The sequence below is a fragment of the Sphingomonas sp. DC1600-2 genome, from assembly GCF_049897605.1.
GTDB lineage: Bacteria > Pseudomonadota > Alphaproteobacteria > Sphingomonadales > Sphingomonadaceae > Sphingomonas.
Window position 1 is genome coordinate 135,520 of the sequence record NZ_JAFCWO010000005.1, and the last position, 15,762, is coordinate 151,281.

The following is a 15,762-nucleotide window of genomic DNA, read 5'->3' on the forward strand; positions in this document are numbered from 1 at the left end:
TCACGCGGCGGCGACCATCATATAGCCGACGCCGCGTACCGTCTCGATCCGCGCGCAGCTCGATCCGTCTTCCAGCTTTTTGCGCAAGCGGTGGATATAGACCTCCACCGCATTGGACCCAAGATCGCTGTCGAGCCCGAAGAGCTGATCCTCCACCACGGTCTTGGGCACGACCTTGCCGCAACGGCGCAACAGCAGTTCCAGCAACTGCGTTTCGCGCACGGACAGCGCCAGCGGCTGGGCGTCGATATAGGCGACGCGAGTCTCGACGATGAATTCCAAAGCGCCGCAGCGGAGCGACTTGCCGGTATAGCCGTCGCGACGCCGCAGGATGGCGAGCAGCCGCGCGTGCAATTCGTCAACGTCGAACGGCTTGACCATATATTCGTCGGCCCCTTCGTTCAGGCCGCGAATACGCGCGTCGATCGCGCCGCGTGCGCTCAGCACGAGCACGGGCCGCGTGTCGCCGCGCGCGCGCATCCGCGTCAACAAAGCGATGCCGTCTTCGTCGGGCAAGCCGAGGTCGAGCAACACTGCCGCATAATCGATTGCGGCGAGATACGCTTCGGCTTCGCCAACGTCGCGTGCGCGTTCCACCGACACACCGCGCCGCGAGAGGGCATCGACCAGCGGCACCGCCACTTCATCGTCGTCCTCGACCAACAACACCCGCATTCTCGGACTTTCTGCACTGCAGCAATTTGTAAGCGAGATGTAAGCTGGCTTACGTAGAGGTGCCAGCCTTGCCGCAATAGGGTTTCCGATGCACGCTTCTCCGACACCCGAATCCCTGCCCGAGACTCGCACGCTGGCCCCGGCCACGCAGACACGCTGGCTTGTCATCGTCGCCGTTTGTGTGATCGCTGCGGCGCTGTTGTGGTTCGCTGTCGCGCGCCTGACGCATCGCGAGCCTGCCGCCCCGCAACCGACGCCGCCGGGAACCTTGCGCCTGACCGCTGACCAGATGGCGGGATTGAAGACGATGCGCGTCGGCTATTCGGCCTCGGACGACCGCACGTTGGCGAGCGGTGCGATCACGGTCGATGGCGATCGCAGCACGCCGGTGCTGATGCCTTATGCGGGCCAGATCGTGCGCGTCCTGGCCGATGCCGGGCAATATGTCCGCGCGGGCCAGCCGCTGCTGCTGGTCAAGACCAGTGATTTCGTCGATGCGCGCAGCGGCCTGTTCGCGGCGCGCGCGGCGTATCAGAATGCGCAGGCGCAACTGGCGACTGCAACGCGCAATGCCGAGCGCCAGCGCCAGATCTTCGAAACGGCGGGCGGCGCGCAGAAGGATTATCTGCAGGCGCAGACCGATCTGGTCGCGGCGCAGGCGACCGCGCGCACCACGGCGGCGGCGCTGGGCGCGGCGCGCGACAAATTGTCGATCCTCGGCAAGACGTCCGGCGAAATCTCGCGGCTGGAAAGCGTCAACGAGGTTTTGGGCATTCACGACCGCACCACGCTCCATGCGCCGATCGACGGCCTGATCGCCTCGCGCGATGTGTCGGCCGGGCAATATGTTGCGCAAGGCGGCGACAAGCCGGTGATGACCATCACCGATCCGTCGCACGTCTGGCTGATCGCGCAGATCGCCGAAAGCGACGCCAATGCGGTGCATGTCGGCGATTCGGTGACGGTCACCACGCAAGCGCTGCCGGGACGCAGCTTCCACGCGACGATCGATCTGGTCGGCGCGGCGCTCGATCCGCAGACGCACCGCTTGCCGGTCCGCGCGACCATCGCCAATCCCGATGGGGTGTTGAAGCCGCAGATGTTCGCGAGCTTCTCGATCCAGCGGCCGCAACGTGGCACGGCGCTGCGCATCCCCGCCGAAGCCGTGATCCATGAGGGCGAAACGGCGCGGGTGTGGGTCGTGCGCCCCGATGGACTGCTCCAGTCCCGCACGATTACGGCGGGTGACGCGCAGGATGGCACCATTGCCGTGCTCGCTGGTCTCAAGCCGGGCGAGCGGATCGTCACCGCAGGGGCGCTGTTCGTGAATGAGGCGGGTCTCGGCGAATGAACCGCCTGGTCGAATTTTCGCTGCGGCAGCGGTTGCTGATCGTCGGCATTTTTGCCGCGATGCTGGTCGCGGGCGCGGTCGGCTTCTGGAACCTCAATATCGAAGCCTATCCCGATCCCGTGCCGCCGATGGTCGAGGTGATCACCCAGACGCAAGGCCTGTCGGCCGAGGAGATGGAGCGCAACGTCACCATCCCGATCGAGGTCGGCATGGCGGGCATCCCGCATTTGACCGCGATCCGTGCGATTTCGCTGTTCGGCCTGTCCGACATCAAGATCCAATTCAGCTACGACCTGACCAATGAGGCGGCCAAGCAGCAGGTGATCAACCGCCTGTCGCAATTGCCCCCGCTCGCGGGTGGGGCGCAGCCGACTTTGTCGCCGACCAGCCCGGTCGGCGAAATCTATCGCTACAAGATCAGCGCCCCGCCCGGTTATTCGGTGATGGACCTCAAGACGCTGCAGGACTGGGTGCTGCAACGGCGCTTCAAACGCATTCCCGGCGTGATCGATGTGACCGGCTGGGGCGGAAAACTGCGGACCTATGATGTCGTGATCGACAATGATCGGCTCGCCGCGCAGGGCGTTTCGGTCGGGCAGGTTTTGGCGGCGCTGGGCAAGAGCGACGGCAATGTCGGCGGGCAGACGATCAACTTCGGGGCGCAGGCGGCGATCGTGCGCGGCGTCGGGTTGATCCAGTCGGTATCGGCGATCCAGAACGTACTGGTCGGCACGGCCAACGGTCAGCCGATCCTGCTGAAAAACGTGGCGCATGTCGAGATCGGCAATGCGCCGCGGCTCGGCATCGCCGGGTATAACAATGAGGACGACATCGTTCAGGGCATCGTGCTGATGCAGCGCGGCGCGCAATCGATGCCGACGATCGAAGCGGTGCAGAAGGAAGTCGCCGACATCAACGCCTCGGGCATCCTGCCGCCGGGCGTGCATCTCGATCGCATCTATGACCGCTCGGACCTGATCCACCTGACGATCCACACCGTGCTGGAAAATCTGGTCGCGGGGATTGCGCTGATCTTCTTCCTGCAATGGGCGTTTCTCGGCAATTTGCGCAGCGCGATCATTGTTGCCGCGACCATTCCCTTTGCGCTCGCTTTCGCGATCCTGATCCTGGTGTTGCAGGGCGAGAGTGCGAACCTGTTGTCGGTCGGTGCGCTCGATTTCGGGCTGGTGGTCGATGCCAGCGTCATCATGGTCGAGAATATCTTCCGCCACATGGTGGAACGCTCAGCGCATGTCGAAGGCGGGCGCGGGCATTACACACTGGCCAGCCGCTTCTCGGCGGTGTTGGGGGCGAGCCATGAGGTCAGCCGGGGCATCTTCTTCGCCGCCGCGATCATCATTGCGAGCTTCCTGCCGCTGTTCACGCTGACGGGCGTCGAAGGCCATATCTTTGGGCCGATGGCGAAGACCTATGCCTATGCCATTACCGGCGGCCTGATCGCCACCTTCACCGTCGCGCCGGTACTGGCGACGATGTTGCTGCCCGACAAATTGTCCGAGGTGGAAACGTGGATCGTCGCGCGGTTGCGCCGCCTGTACGAGCCCGCCGCCGCCTTTGCGCTCGGCAACCGCATCCTCGCGATCGGCGGGGTGTTGCTGCTGCTCGGCGGGGCGATGGTCGGCGTGCGCTCGCTCGGCATCGAATTCCTGCCCCATCTCGAGGAGGGCAACATGTATATCCGCGCGAGCCTGCCGGCCTCGATCAGCCTGGAGGCGGGTCAGCCAGTGGTAGACGGCGTACGGCGGATGATCGCCCAATATCCCGAAGTGGAATCGGTGTTGTCGGCGCATGGACGGCCCGATGACGGCACCGATTCAACGGGTTTCTTCAACGCCGAGTTCTTCGTGCCGCTGAAACCAACCGGTAGCTGGCCCGCAGGCGTGACCAAGGAAACGCTGACCGCCGAATTGTCGAAGAAGCTGCAGGCCAAATATCCCGGCGTCGATTTCTCCTTCTCGCAATATATCGAGGACAATGTCGAGGAAGCCGCATCCGGGGTGAAGGGTGCCAATTCGATCAAGCTGTTCGGCCCAGATTTGCCGACGCTCGAAAAATATGCCGATGCGATCAAGGCGGAGATGGCCAAGGTCAAGGGTATCGAGGATCTGGGCGTGTTCCAGTCGCTCGGCCAACCGACGGTGCGGATCGATGTCGATCGCGCGCGCGCCTCGCGTTATGGCCTGACACCTGACGACATCAACGCGACTGTGGCGGCGGCAATCGGTGGGCAATCGGCGGCGGATCTGTATGAAAAGGGCACGGACCGGCACTTCCCGATCGTCGTGCGCCTGAAGGCAGAGCAGCGCGATTCCCTCGACGCGATCCGCCGCATCACCGTTGGCGCGCCGTCGCCCAATGGCAATGGCACGATCCAGGTGCCGCTGTCCGAAGTCGCCGATATCAAACTGACATCGGGTGCGTCATTCATCTACCGCGAGCATCAGGAACGCTACATCCCGATCAAATTCTCGGTGCGCGGGCGCGATCTTGGCGGCGCGGTGGAAGAGGCGCGGGCACGGATCACGCGGACCGTGCATCTGCCGCCCGGCTATCACCTCGAATGGGCGGGCGAGCTCGACAATCTCACCAACGCCGTCGCGCGGTTGGAGGTAGTCGTGCCGATCAGCCTGTTGCTGATCCTGCTGCTGCTCTACGCCAATTTCGGGTCGATCCGTGACAGCTTGCTCGCATTCTCGGCAATCCCGATGGCGATTATCGGCGGCGTGCTGGCGCTCGCATTGACAGGCACGGCCTTCAGCATTTCCTCGGCGATCGGCTTTGTCGCCTTGTTTGGCATCGCGGTGATGGACGGCATTCTGGTCGTCACCACCTATAACCACGCAATCGACGAATATATGGGGCGGCAAGGCGCTTTGGCGACGACGGTGCGACACAGCTTGCGCCCGGTGGTGATGACCTGCCTGGTGGCGGCGATCGGCCTGCTGCCCGCCGCCATCTCCAACGGCATCGGCAGCCAGGTGCAGAAGCCGCTGGCGCTGGTGGTGGTGGGGGGCATGACGCTTGCCCCGCTGCTGATCCTGCTGGTGTTGCCGGTGCTGATCGATCGCTTCTCGCGGCGGGTGCCGCCGGGGGATCGCGGTGCGCACGGGCGCGATGTCGGGCACCATCCGCACCCCACCGCCGATTCGGGGGAGATGCCGGCATGAAGCGCCTATTGCTCGCAGTGCTCGCCGGGTCGGTATCGGCTTGTGCGGTCGGCCCCCGGGACCTGGATCCGCATGTCGCGTTACCGCCGCCTGTCAAACCGCAGAGCTTTGCGCCGCGTGCCGGGGAGGCGCAGGTGGCGCGGACCGGCACGGTGGCGAGCGACTGGTGGCGCGCTTTCGGATCGCCCGATCTCGATGCACTGGTGGACGAGGCGCTACGTCATGCGACCGACATCGCCGTCGCCGATGCGGCCTTGCGTCAGGCGCGCGAGCTTGCCGGGGCGGCGGGTGGCGCGGCGTTGCCTCAGGTCGATGCGAGCTATCAGGCGCAGCGCACGCGCGTTTCCAAGGCGCTTGCTCCCGCAGTGACCGACGCCACGCAATATCTGTATTCGTTGCACACCGCGCAGGTGACGGTCAGCTATTCGCCCGACGTGTTCGGTGGAACGCACGCCAAGATCCGGTCGGCACGGGCTGCGGCGGATGTCGCACGCCACCGGCTTGAAGCGGCACGCGCGACTGTAGCGGCCAATTTGGTGCAGGCCGTGATCCAGCGCGCGTCGCTGGCCGATCAGATCGACGCGGCGCGGGCAAGTTTGGCGGTCAACCGCGACATTCTGCAGAACCAGCGGCGACGCCAGCAACTTGGTGCTGTGGGCGAGGCGGATGTGGCGACCCAGCAGACCGCCTTGGCAACGGCGGAAGCGGCGCTGCCGGCACTTGTACGGGCAGAGGCGCATCAGCGCGTGGTCATCGGCACCTTGCTCGGCCGCGCGGCGGGGGGCGATCTGCCGACCCTGCCAGCGCTTTCTGCCATCTCACTGCCGCACGACGTGCCGCTTGCCTTGCCGTCCGACCTCGTGGCGCGGCGCCCCGATGTGCGCGCCGCGCGGGCGCAACTCGAAGGGGCAGGGGCCGATGTCGGCGTGGCGATTGCCGCCCGTTTGCCCAACCTGCAGTTGAGCGCGAGCGCCGGGGGCGAGGCGCAGCATCTGTTCGACCTGTTCCAGAGTGGCAATCCGTTCTGGGCGTTGCTCGGCGGAGTCACGCAGCCGATCTTCCACGGCGGGGCGTTGCGACACCAGCAGCGCGCGGCAGAAGCCGCGCTGGACGGGGCAAAGGCGCAATATCGCGCGGCGGTGCTACAGGCGTTTGGGGACGTTTCGGACGCGTTGAGCGGCCTGCGCACCGATGCCGATGCGCTGGACGCCGCCGCGCGCGCGAGCGATGCCTCCGGTCGCGCGCTCGGCTTCGTTCGCCGCCAATTGGCGCTTGGGGATGTTGGTACTCTGGCCCTGCTCAACGCCACCGCCGCAGACGCGCAGGCGCGTGCACAGTTGATCCAGGCGCGCGCTGCCCGGTTGGCCGACACCGTTGCTTTGTACCAGGCGGTCGGCGGTGGTGTTGTCGCCGATTGAGGTGTGCTAGCCCCGCGCATGGCGATCAGGAAGAGGCAGGAGATGTCGGAAGAAGGTTTTGAAATCCGTGGCGCGCATGAGGAAGAGATCGAAGGCCGGGCGCATCGCCGTGAGCCCTTGAGCCAGAAGATCGCGCTGTTCTCTGCGGTGTTGGCGACCCTTGGTGCGATCGTCAGTTTCCTGGGCGGCCACACTCAGAACGACGCGCTCTATTACAAGAATGAGGCCGTGCTGATGAAGGCGCGGGCCTCGGATAGCTGGGCCTATTATCAGGCGGAGGATATCAAGCGGCACCTCGCCGACACCGTCGTCAAGATCGCGCCCGCTTCGGCCAGCGCTGCGGCGGCGGATTCGCGCAAATATGCCGAACGTGCCCGGGAACTGCGCGCGACGGCGGAAGAGCTCGATCGCAAATCCGAAGAGGCGGATGCGGAGTCGCGGCGCGCGCTTTCGCCCCATACCAAGCTCGCGATTGCGATGACCTTCATCCAGATCGCGATCGCGCTCGCCTCGATCAGCGCGCTGACGCAGCGGCGCTGGCTGTTGTGGGGCGCAGGCGCGTCTGCGGTACTGGGCGTCGTGCTGAGCGTGGTTGCGTGGATTTAACGCGCGGCGGACCCTTCCAATCTCGACTGTAGCGCGCATGCGTGCAAGCGTGCGGGCGATGGAACGAAACGGAATGAGACGGGACGGCGTCGCAGGCGTGTCGGTGGCGGCGCTGTTGCTGCCCGAGGCGATCGCTTATGGCGGCCTAGCCGGTTTTCCACCGGGCCAGGCGCTGGTCGCGGCGTTGGCCGGGATTGCCGCTTATGCGCTGGTCGGCCGCAGTCGCGTCGCCATTGTTGCGCCGACATCGGCATCGGCCGCGACGCTCGCTGCCGCGACGGCATCGCTTGCCATTGCCGATCCCTCGCAGCGGTTGCTCGCGGCGGTGGCGATGGTCGGGCTGGTGGGGCTGTTGTTTCTCGTTGCGGGGGCGTTGCGGCTTGGGTTTGTCGCGGCGTTCGTATCGCGACCCGTGTTGCGCGGCTTTGCGATCGGGCTGGCGGCGAGCATCGTGCTGCGCCAGTTTATCGCCACCACCGGGGTCGCACCGGGCGATGGCAACGTGCTGTCGCAACTTGCCGTGACCCTCGCCCATATGCCGGGTTGGAACGGTGCAAGCCTTGCGATTGGGGCGGTTGCGCTCGCGGTGGCGGTGCTGTTGCGGCGCTGGCCCGCTGTTCCCAGTGCGCTGATATTGCTCGCATTGGGCGCGCTTACCGCGTCGATCGTTGATTTGCGGGCATGGCACGTCCCCTTGGTCGGCGCGATCGACCTGACCTTTGCCGCGCCGCGTTTGCCGTTGCTGGATCGCGCACATTGGATCGCGCTCGCCTCTGCCGCCTTGCCGCTGGCGTTGATCGTGTTTGTGGAATCCTGGGGCACGATGCGCTCGCTCGCGCTCAACCGTGGCGAGAGTGTCGACCCCAATCGCGAATTGGTGGCAATCGGTGTTGCCAATCTCGCCGCGGCAGGGGTGGGCGGGCAGGTGGTGGGGGCGGGGTTTTCCGCTGCGTCCGCCAATGACAGCGCCGGCGCGGCGACGCGGCGGGCGAGCTTGATCGCGGGGTGCGGGCTGGCAGTATTGATGGCGCTTGGGCTGGGTCTGGTCGCGCGCGTGCCGATGCCGGTCCTGGCGGCGGTGGTGGTTTCGGCTTTGCTCCATGCGCTTGACCCGTCGCCCTTGCGGCGGCTGTGGCGGATCGACCGCGACCAATATGTGGCGAGCGCAGCGGCGCTGGGCGTGCTGGTGCTCGGCGTCCTGTACGGGATGTTGCTGGCGGTGCTGCTCTCGGTGCTGGCGATCATTCACCGGCTGGCGTCGCCTGAAGTGGTCGAACTTGGGCGGCTGGGCGAAGGTCGCGACTTTGTCGATCGGTCGCGCCACCCGGAGGCATTGGTGCAACCGGATGTGGTGGTGCTGCGGCCGGGCGAGCCCTTGTTCTTCGCCAATGCCGAACGGATCATGGCGCTGGTCGAACGGCGCGCAGTGGCGCAGGATGCGCATACGGTGATCCTCAGCCTGGAGGAAAGCAGCGATTTGGATAGCACGGCGGTGGACGTTCTAGGCGAAGCGTCGATCCGGCTGGGCGCGGCCGGGCGTGCCTTGGTGCTGGCACGGCTGAAGGATCCGGTGCGCGATTTGCTCAATGAGAGCGGCACCGCGCAGATCGCACTGGCCGGGCGCAGCGCGCGCAGTGTCGCCGATGCGGTCGATGCGGCAACACGCCCATTTTCAAAGGAGATGACGGTATGAGAACCAGCCGCGAGCCCATGCTTCTTCCCGTACCCCTCGATGCGCTGAGGCCGACGCAGATGACGGTCGGCCTGCGCGAGGTCGAGCGCAAGCGCGCCGAATGGCGCGGACAGCGCGACGATGCCGGCAAGTATCTTGGGCGGCACATGATCCCGGTGGTGCTCGGCCCCAAGGGCAAATCCTATGTGATCGACCATCATCACCTTGCCCGCGCGCTGGTCGAGGAGGGGCAGGAGGAAGTGCTGACCACCGTGGTCGCCGATCTGCGACCGCTCAGCCAGGATGCCTTCTGGGTGTTCCTCGACAATCGCGGCTGGCTGCACCCGTTCGACGAACAGGGGCAGCGTCGGGGCTATGCCGATATTCCGAAACGCATTCGCGACCTTGCCGACGATCCGTTCCGCTCGCTCGCGGGGGCGGTGCGCCAGGCGGGCGGCTATGCCAAGGAAACCACGCCGTTCAGCGAGTTTATCTGGGCCGACTATCTGCGGCGTTTGATCAAGCAAACGACGGTCGCGAAGAATTTCGACAAGGCGCTCGACAAGGCATTGGGCTATGCGCGGTCGCATGAGGCGCGGTTCATGCCGGGCTGGTGTGGTGTCGACCCGGACCTTGCGCATCACGTATGAACCGCGCGGTTTCCGGCTAGCATCGGCGGGTAGGGGCGATTACGGGGCGTGGCGATGTTGCGCCGCCGAATCCGAAGCCGGGCGGTTGGCGGGGCATTCTTAACAAGCAGATCGTCCGCTTCTGGTACTGGATAGGTGTGCGCACCCCGTTTGGGCGTACCGGCGCTGGCGCGTACATTCGGAGTCGCCGATGCGCATCTACCTCCTGGCTCTTCTGGCTGGCATTGCAGCACCGGCGATGGCGCAAACCACGCCAGCCGCCGTTTCGGGCAACGACCCCTCGACTTCGTCGCAGTCCGACGTTTTCGCCATCCACGGCCAGTTCACCCTCACCGCGCAAGGTACGCCGGGCTTCACCTCGCCTTATGCCGGGCCAAACAGCCTGACCCCGCACCAGATCAAGGAAACGACCGACGCGACGCTCTATGCCGGGGTGCGCCCGTGGCAGGGCGGCGAGGTGTGGATCAACCCGGAAATGGACCAGGGCTTTGGCCTGTCCAACACGCTGGGCGTCGCGGGTTTCCCCAGTGCGGAGGCGTATAAGGTCGGCAAGAGCAATCCCTATTTCCGGCTGCAGCGGCTGTTCTTCCGCCAGACGATCAATCTGGGCGGCGCGCGCGACGATGCGACGGCGACGCTCAACCAGTTCGCCGCGCGGCGAACCGCCGACCGGGTGGTGCTGACGCTCGGCAAGTTCGGTGTCGGCGATGTGTTCGACACCAATCGCTATGCGCACGATCCGCGCGCCGATTTCCTCAACTGGACGCTCGTCGATGCGGGCAGCTTCGATTATGCCGCCGACGCCTGGGGGTATAGCACCGGCGCGGCGGTGGAATGGTATCGGGGGCCGTGGACGGTGCGGGCCGGGCTGTTCAACCTCTCCAAAATCCCCAATGGCGAGATGCTGGAGCGCGATTTCAGCCAGTTTCAACTCGATGGCGAAATCGAGCATCGCCACACGATCGGGGACCGCGACGGCGCTGTCCGCGTCACCGTGTTCCGCAATCATGGGCGGTTCGGTCGCTTCGACGATGCGCTGGCGCTTGCTGTAAAGACGGGCACGGCTCCCGACACCGCGCTGGTGCGCGATTGGCGGACGCGGATCGGCGCGTCGGTCAATCTGGAGCAGGCGGTGACGGCATCGGTCGGGGTGTTTGCGCGCGCGGGGATCGCGGACGGGCAGATCGAGCCCTATGATTTCACCGATGTCGATCGCACCGCCTCTGCTGGCGTTTCGATCAAGGGCGCGTCGTGGGGGCGCGGCGGCGACACGGTCGGGATCGCCGCCGTCGTCAACGGCATCTCCGCTGTGCATCAGCGCTATCTCGATGCGGGTGGCGTGGGGGTGCTGGTCGGTGACGGAAAGCTGCCGCATCCGGGCGCGGAAGCGATTGGCGAAGTCTATTATGCGTGGGTGCCGATCGCGCCGGTCTCGATCACTGCGGATTACCAGTTGATCGGCAACCCCGGCTACAACCGCGATCGCGGGCCGATCAGCGCGTTTGCGATCCGGCTGCACGGGCAGTTTTGAGGTTGGGCAGGGCGGTCCGGCCGGGCCGCCCTTTTCTTTTGCGGCGTCGCGGCTAAAGCCGGACGCTATGAGCGAGCTTCCAAAAACCTTCGACCCCGCCGAAATCGAACAGCGCTGGTATGCGCATTGGGAAAGCACGGGCCAGTTCCGCCCGGATCGTCCCGGTGCCGAGCCGTGGACGATCGTCAATCCGCCGCCCAACGTGACGGGGTCGCTCCACATCGGCCATGCGCTGGACAACACGCTGCAGGATATCCTTGCGCGCCACGCCCGCTTGCAGGGCAAGGATGCCTTGTGGGTGGTCGGCACCGATCATGCCGGCATCGCCACGCAAATGGTGGTCGAGCGGCAACTGAATGAGCGGCAGGACAAGCGCACCAATTACACGCGCGAGCAATTCGTCGAAAAAGTGTGGACGTGGAAGGAAGAGAGCGGCGGGGAAATCACCCAGCAGCTCCGCCGCCTCGGCTGCTCGATGGATTGGGCGAACGAACGCTTCACCATGGACGAGGGCTTTTCCAAGGCCGTGCTCAAGGTGTTCGTCGACCTGCACAAAGAGGGGCTGATCTACCGCGACAAGCGGCTGGTGAATTGGGACCCCGGCCTCGGCACCGCGATCAGCGACCTTGAGGTCGAGACGCGCGAGATCAAGGGCAGCTTCTGGCATTTGCGCTATCCGCTGGCCGACGGTTCGGGCTTCATCGAAGTCGCGACCACGCGGCCCGAAACGATGCTCGCCGATATGGCGGTCGCGGTGAACGCTGCGGACGAACGCTATACCCATCTCGTCGGCAAGCATGTGAAGCTGCCAATCACCGGCCGCCTGATCCCGATCATTACCGATGATCATGCCGATCCCGAGCTTGGCTCGGGCGCGGTCAAGATCACGCCGGGGCATGATTTCAACGACTTCGAAGTGGGAAAACGCGCCGGTATCGCGGCGGGCGCGATGCTCAACATGCTCGATGCCAAGGCGCAGGTCGTGCAGGTCGCCGACGGCCTGATCCCCGACGCCTTCTTGGGCCTCACCACGGCTGAGGCGCGCAAGGCGGTGGTCGCGCAGTTGAAGGCTGAAGGCTTCCTGATCCCGCACATCGACAAGGACGGTACCGAACACGACGCCGAACCGCGCACGATCCAGACGCCCTATGGCGATCGTTCGGGCGTGGTGATCGAGCCGTGGCTGACCGACCAATGGTATGTCGACGCAGCGACGCTCGCGAAACCGGCGATCGAGGCGGTGCGCTCGGGCGCGATCCAGATCGTGCCCAAGACCTGGGAAAAGACGTTCTTCAATTGGATGGAGAATATCCAGCCGTGGTGTGTGAGCCGGCAGTTGTGGTGGGGGCACCGGATTCCGGCGTGGTTTGGGCCGCATATCGTCGAAGGCATAGGAATTGACTACGGCGATCACTTAATTTGGAATAATGCTAAGGGTCACGCTGAGGTGACGGGCAAGGTACGTGCGGATAACGTGCCGTTTGTTGCGGAAACGCAGGCGGAAGCTCTAGCGCTCGCCCGGGAATTTTATCCCTCTAAGTATCAGATCGAGATTACGGATGATCCCGACGCTCGGAGCGACAATAAAACTATCAGACTGCGTCGAGACGGAGACGTGCTCGACACGTGGTTCTCTTCGGCGCTCTGGCCCTTCGCGACGATGGGCTGGCCCGATGTGTCCCCCCCACCGTTCGCTTCGAGCGAAGTCGAGAAGCCTGCGCTGGCGGTGACCGGTGTCTCGACTTCGCTCGACACGAACGGTGAGGGAGCGAGCAACGGTTTCCTAAACCGCCCCCCGCAACTCCACGGCCGTTACCCGAACGACGTGCTCATCTCGGGCTTCGACATCCTGTTCTTCTGGGACGCCCGCATGATGATGCAGGGCATCCACTTCATGGGCGATGTGCCGTTCAAGAAGCTGTACCTGCACGGCCTCGTCCGCGCGGCGGATGGGCAGAAGATGTCCAAGTCCAAGGGCAATGTCGTCAACCCGCTCGGGCTGATCGACAAATATGGTGCGGACGCGTTGCGCTTCTTCATGGCGGCGATGGAAAGCCAGGGCCGCGACATCAAGATGGATGAGAAGCGCGTCGAGGGCTATCGCAACTTCGCGACCAAGCTGTGGAACGCCTGCCGCTTCGCGCAAGCCAACGGCATCGGCGCGAGCACGACGCTCGATGCGCCGGAGGCGACGCTCGCGGTCAACAAATGGATCATCGCCGAGACGATCTCGACCGTCCAGTCGGTCGATCTCGCGCTCGCCGATCTGCGCTTCGATGGCGCGGCGAACGCCGTCTATCAGTTCGTGTGGAGCCGCTTCTGCGACTGGTATCTGGAGCTGATCAAGCCGGTGCTCGGGCAGATGGACGCCCCCGCGACCGGCGCGGAGGCCGACGAAACCCGCGCCGTCGCCGGTTGGGTGATCGACCAGATCCTGGTGCTGCTGCACCCGTTCATGCCGTTCATCACCGAGGAACTGTGGCACGCCATGGGCGCGCGCGAGAATGACCTGATCGTCGCCAAATGGCCGATGGCGGATGCGCGGTCGATCGATCCGGAGGCGAGTAAGGAAATCGCTTGGTTAATCGATCTAATCACCGGCATTCGCGGGGCCCGAACCGAGCTTGGCATCGCGCCAGGAGTAAAAATGCAGCTTCATGTCTATAGCGATGACGCGGGCCTTCGCGCGCGCTTCGACCGGAACACGGATGCATTAATGCGTCTGGCGCGCTTGGATCGAACGCATTTCACGCGCGCGGTCCCTGGATTAACACCCGATGGTGGGCTTGGTTCTGAAGGGCCCGCGGTTACGGTCGTCGTTGATGCCGTCAGCTACAAGCTGCCGCTGGAAGGCGTGATCGACCTCGACGCCGAGCGCGCGCGCCTGACCAAGGGCATTGAGGCTGCCGCGAAGGAGCGCGACGCACTCGCAGGGCGGCTGGGCAATCCCAGCTTTGTCGAGCGCGCCAAGCCCGAAGCGGTCGAAAAGGCCCGCGCCGACCACGCCGAAAAGGCCGCCGAAGCCGAGCGGCTGAGCGCGGCGCTGGCGCGGCTGGGTTAAAATTCCCCTCCCGCTTGCGGGAGGGGTTAGGGGAGGGCATGGGCGTACCGTGAGCGATCGTACAAGCCCTCCCCCAGCCCCTCCCGCACGCGGGAGGGGAGTAATAGGGGCAGCCCCTCCCGCAAGCGGGAGGGGAGCCTTAGCGGCAGCGCCTCCGGTAAGGGGCAGGGGCGGCAAGCACGATCTCACTTCCGGCCCGATCGGGCGGACGCTGCTCGCCTTTGCGCTGCCCACGCTCGGCGCGAACATCCTCCAGTCGCTCAACGGGTCGATCAACACGATCTGGGTCGGGCGCTTTCTGGGTGAGGGCGCGGTAGCGGCGACTGCCAATGCCAACACGATCATGTTCCTGATGTTTGCCGGCATCTTCGGCTTCGGCATGGCGGCGACAATCCTGATCGGCCAGAGTATCGGCCGCCGCGACATTGAGGGGGCGCGGCGTGCGTTCGGCGCGTCGATCGGGTTGGTAATGGGCGCGGCGGTGGTGATCGCGGTGCTCGGCTGGATCTTCACGCCCGAAATCCTGAAGGTGCTCGCCACCCCGCCCAGCGTGATGCCGCTGGCGCTCGAGTATCTGCGCGTCATCTTCCTCGGGCTCCCCGCGACGCTGCTGCTGGTGCTGCTCGGCATGGCGCTGCGCGGCGTCGGCGATTCGATCACGCCCTTGTGGTTCACGGTGCTGAGTGTCGTGCTCGACAGCGGGCTCAACCCCGTTTTCATTCGCGGCTGGTTCGGCATGCCGGCCATGGGCATCGCCGGGTCCGCCACCGCGACGCTCATCTCCGCGCATGTCGCAGCATTTGGGCTGCTCGCTTTTATCTATCTGCGTGATTTGCCGATCCGGCTGCGCGGGCATGAACTGACCTGGTTGATCCCGTCCCCCGCCTTGATCCGCACGATCATCGGCAAGGGCCTGCCAATGGGCGCGCAGATGCTGGTCGTGTCCTTCGCTGCGCTGACGATGACCGGCCTCGTCAACCGCTACGGCGTCGACACCAGCGCGGCCTACGGCGTGTCGATGCAATTATGGGGTTATATCCAGATGCCCGCGCTCGCGGTCGGTGCGGCGGTCAGCAGCATGGTCGCGCAGAATATCGGGGCGGGGCTGTGGGATCGGGTCGATCGCATTACCCGGTCGGGCCTGCTGTTCAGCGCCTTGCTCACCTCGACCATGGTGGCTGCGGTGATCCTGTTCGATCGGCCGGTGATGGCGGTGTTCCTCGGCGGCGACAGCCCGGCCTTGCCGATCGCGCGCCATATCCAGGTGCTGGCGAGCTGGAACTTCATCGTCTTCGGCATGACGATGGTGCTGTTCTCGGCGGTGCGCGCGAACGGCGCGGTATGGGCGCCTTTGGTGATGCTGATCATCGCCATGTACCCGGTGCGGCTCGGCTTCGCGCTTGCCTTCAAGGGCAGCTTAGGCGCCGATTCCCTGTGGTGGAGCTTCCCGCTCGGCTCGGTCGCGACCTTGCTGATGTCGTCGGTCTATTATCGCTACGGCGGCTGGCGCAAACAGCGGCTGGTGGTCCCCGCCAGCACCGCTGCTGCCCCGACGCAAGCTGCTGCCGCCGAACCCGTCGGCGGGCAACATCCGGTCGGCTGATCACCGA

At 65.3% G+C, this 15,762-nt stretch carries 10 protein-coding genes; 9 read left to right on the plus strand and 1 reads right to left on the minus strand.

The features are described 5' to 3' along the window. Positions 1–675, minus strand: coding sequence for a response regulator (locus tag ACP7BL_RS12075; protein WP_033965888.1), 675 nt, complete (start codon positions 673–675; stop codon positions 1–3). 88 nt (positions 676–763) lie between these two features. Between ACP7BL_RS12075 and ACP7BL_RS12080 the strand changes: the two genes are divergently transcribed. From ACP7BL_RS12080 to ACP7BL_RS12120, 9 genes are all read left to right on the plus strand, one after another. Next, positions 764–2,026, plus strand: a complete 1,263-nt coding sequence (locus ACP7BL_RS12080) for an efflux RND transporter periplasmic adaptor subunit (RefSeq protein WP_426258426.1) — start codon at positions 764–766, stop codon at positions 2,024–2,026. Then, positions 2,023–5,214, plus strand: a complete 3,192-nt coding sequence (locus ACP7BL_RS12085; RefSeq protein ID WP_426258427.1) for an efflux RND transporter permease subunit — start codon at positions 2,023–2,025, stop codon at positions 5,212–5,214. Before ACP7BL_RS12080 ends, ACP7BL_RS12085 begins: the two co-directional genes overlap by 4 nt. Then, entirely contained in the window at positions 5,211–6,632 is a 1,422-nt protein-coding gene (locus tag ACP7BL_RS12090; RefSeq protein WP_126845386.1) for an efflux transporter outer membrane subunit, read from the plus strand. The genes ACP7BL_RS12085 and ACP7BL_RS12090 overlap by 4 nt, the downstream gene beginning before the upstream one ends. A 42-nt stretch (positions 6,633–6,674) precedes the next feature. Further along, positions 6,675–7,238, plus strand: coding sequence for a DUF4337 domain-containing protein (locus ACP7BL_RS12095; RefSeq protein WP_426258428.1), 564 nt, complete (start codon positions 6,675–6,677; stop codon positions 7,236–7,238). Between the two features lie 73 nt (positions 7,239–7,311). Then, positions 7,312–8,931 carry a SulP family inorganic anion transporter gene (locus tag ACP7BL_RS12100; protein ID WP_209516791.1) on the plus strand — a complete coding sequence of 540 codons (1,620 nt, stop codon included), beginning with the start codon at positions 7,312–7,314 and terminating at the stop codon, positions 8,929–8,931. After that, positions 8,928–9,560 (plus strand): ParB-like protein, encoded by a 633-nt coding sequence (locus ACP7BL_RS12105; RefSeq protein WP_033965991.1) that lies wholly within the window; start codon positions 8,928–8,930, stop codon positions 9,558–9,560. Before ACP7BL_RS12100 ends, ACP7BL_RS12105 begins: the two co-directional genes overlap by 4 nt. A gap of 190 nt (positions 9,561–9,750) precedes the next feature. Then, positions 9,751–11,091 carry a carbohydrate porin gene (locus ACP7BL_RS12110; RefSeq protein WP_426258429.1) on the plus strand — a complete coding sequence of 447 codons (1,341 nt, stop codon included), beginning with the start codon at positions 9,751–9,753 and terminating at the stop codon, positions 11,089–11,091. Between the two features lie 67 nt (positions 11,092–11,158). Beyond that, the gene (locus tag ACP7BL_RS12115; RefSeq protein WP_426258430.1) at positions 11,159–14,152 is read left to right on the plus strand and encodes a valine--tRNA ligase; all 2,994 of its coding nucleotides are present in this window, start codon (positions 11,159–11,161) and stop codon (positions 14,150–14,152) included. A 211-nt stretch (positions 14,153–14,363) separates the two neighbouring features. Further along, complete coding sequence (locus tag ACP7BL_RS12120) at positions 14,364–15,755, plus strand: MATE family efflux transporter (protein WP_033966590.1); 1,392 nt, start codon at positions 14,364–14,366, stop codon at positions 15,753–15,755. The last annotated feature ends 7 nt before the right edge of the window (positions 15,756–15,762 follow it).

What these genes read in the sequence shown, in the direction of transcription:
- ACP7BL_RS12075 (WP_033965888.1), bottom strand. Translation starts at nt 675, where the DNA reads ATGCGGGTGTTGTTGGTCGAGGACGACGATGAAGTGGCGGTGCCGCTG.
- ACP7BL_RS12110 (WP_426258429.1), top strand. Translation starts at nt 9,751, where the DNA reads ATGCGCATCTACCTCCTGGCTCTTCTGGCTGGCATTGCAGCACCGGCG.
- ACP7BL_RS12115 (WP_426258430.1), top strand. Translation starts at nt 11,159, where the DNA reads ATGAGCGAGCTTCCAAAAACCTTCGACCCCGCCGAAATCGAACAGCGC.
- ACP7BL_RS12090 (WP_126845386.1), top strand. Translation starts at nt 5,211, where the DNA reads ATGAAGCGCCTATTGCTCGCAGTGCTCGCCGGGTCGGTATCGGCTTGT.
- ACP7BL_RS12095 (WP_426258428.1), top strand. Translation starts at nt 6,675, where the DNA reads ATGTCGGAAGAAGGTTTTGAAATCCGTGGCGCGCATGAGGAAGAGATC.
- ACP7BL_RS12080 (WP_426258426.1), top strand. Translation starts at nt 764, where the DNA reads ATGCACGCTTCTCCGACACCCGAATCCCTGCCCGAGACTCGCACGCTG.
- ACP7BL_RS12085 (WP_426258427.1), top strand. Translation starts at nt 2,023, where the DNA reads ATGAACCGCCTGGTCGAATTTTCGCTGCGGCAGCGGTTGCTGATCGTC.
- ACP7BL_RS12105 (WP_033965991.1), top strand. Translation starts at nt 8,928, where the DNA reads ATGAGAACCAGCCGCGAGCCCATGCTTCTTCCCGTACCCCTCGATGCG.
- ACP7BL_RS12100 (WP_209516791.1), top strand. Translation starts at nt 7,312, where the DNA reads ATGAGACGGGACGGCGTCGCAGGCGTGTCGGTGGCGGCGCTGTTGCTG.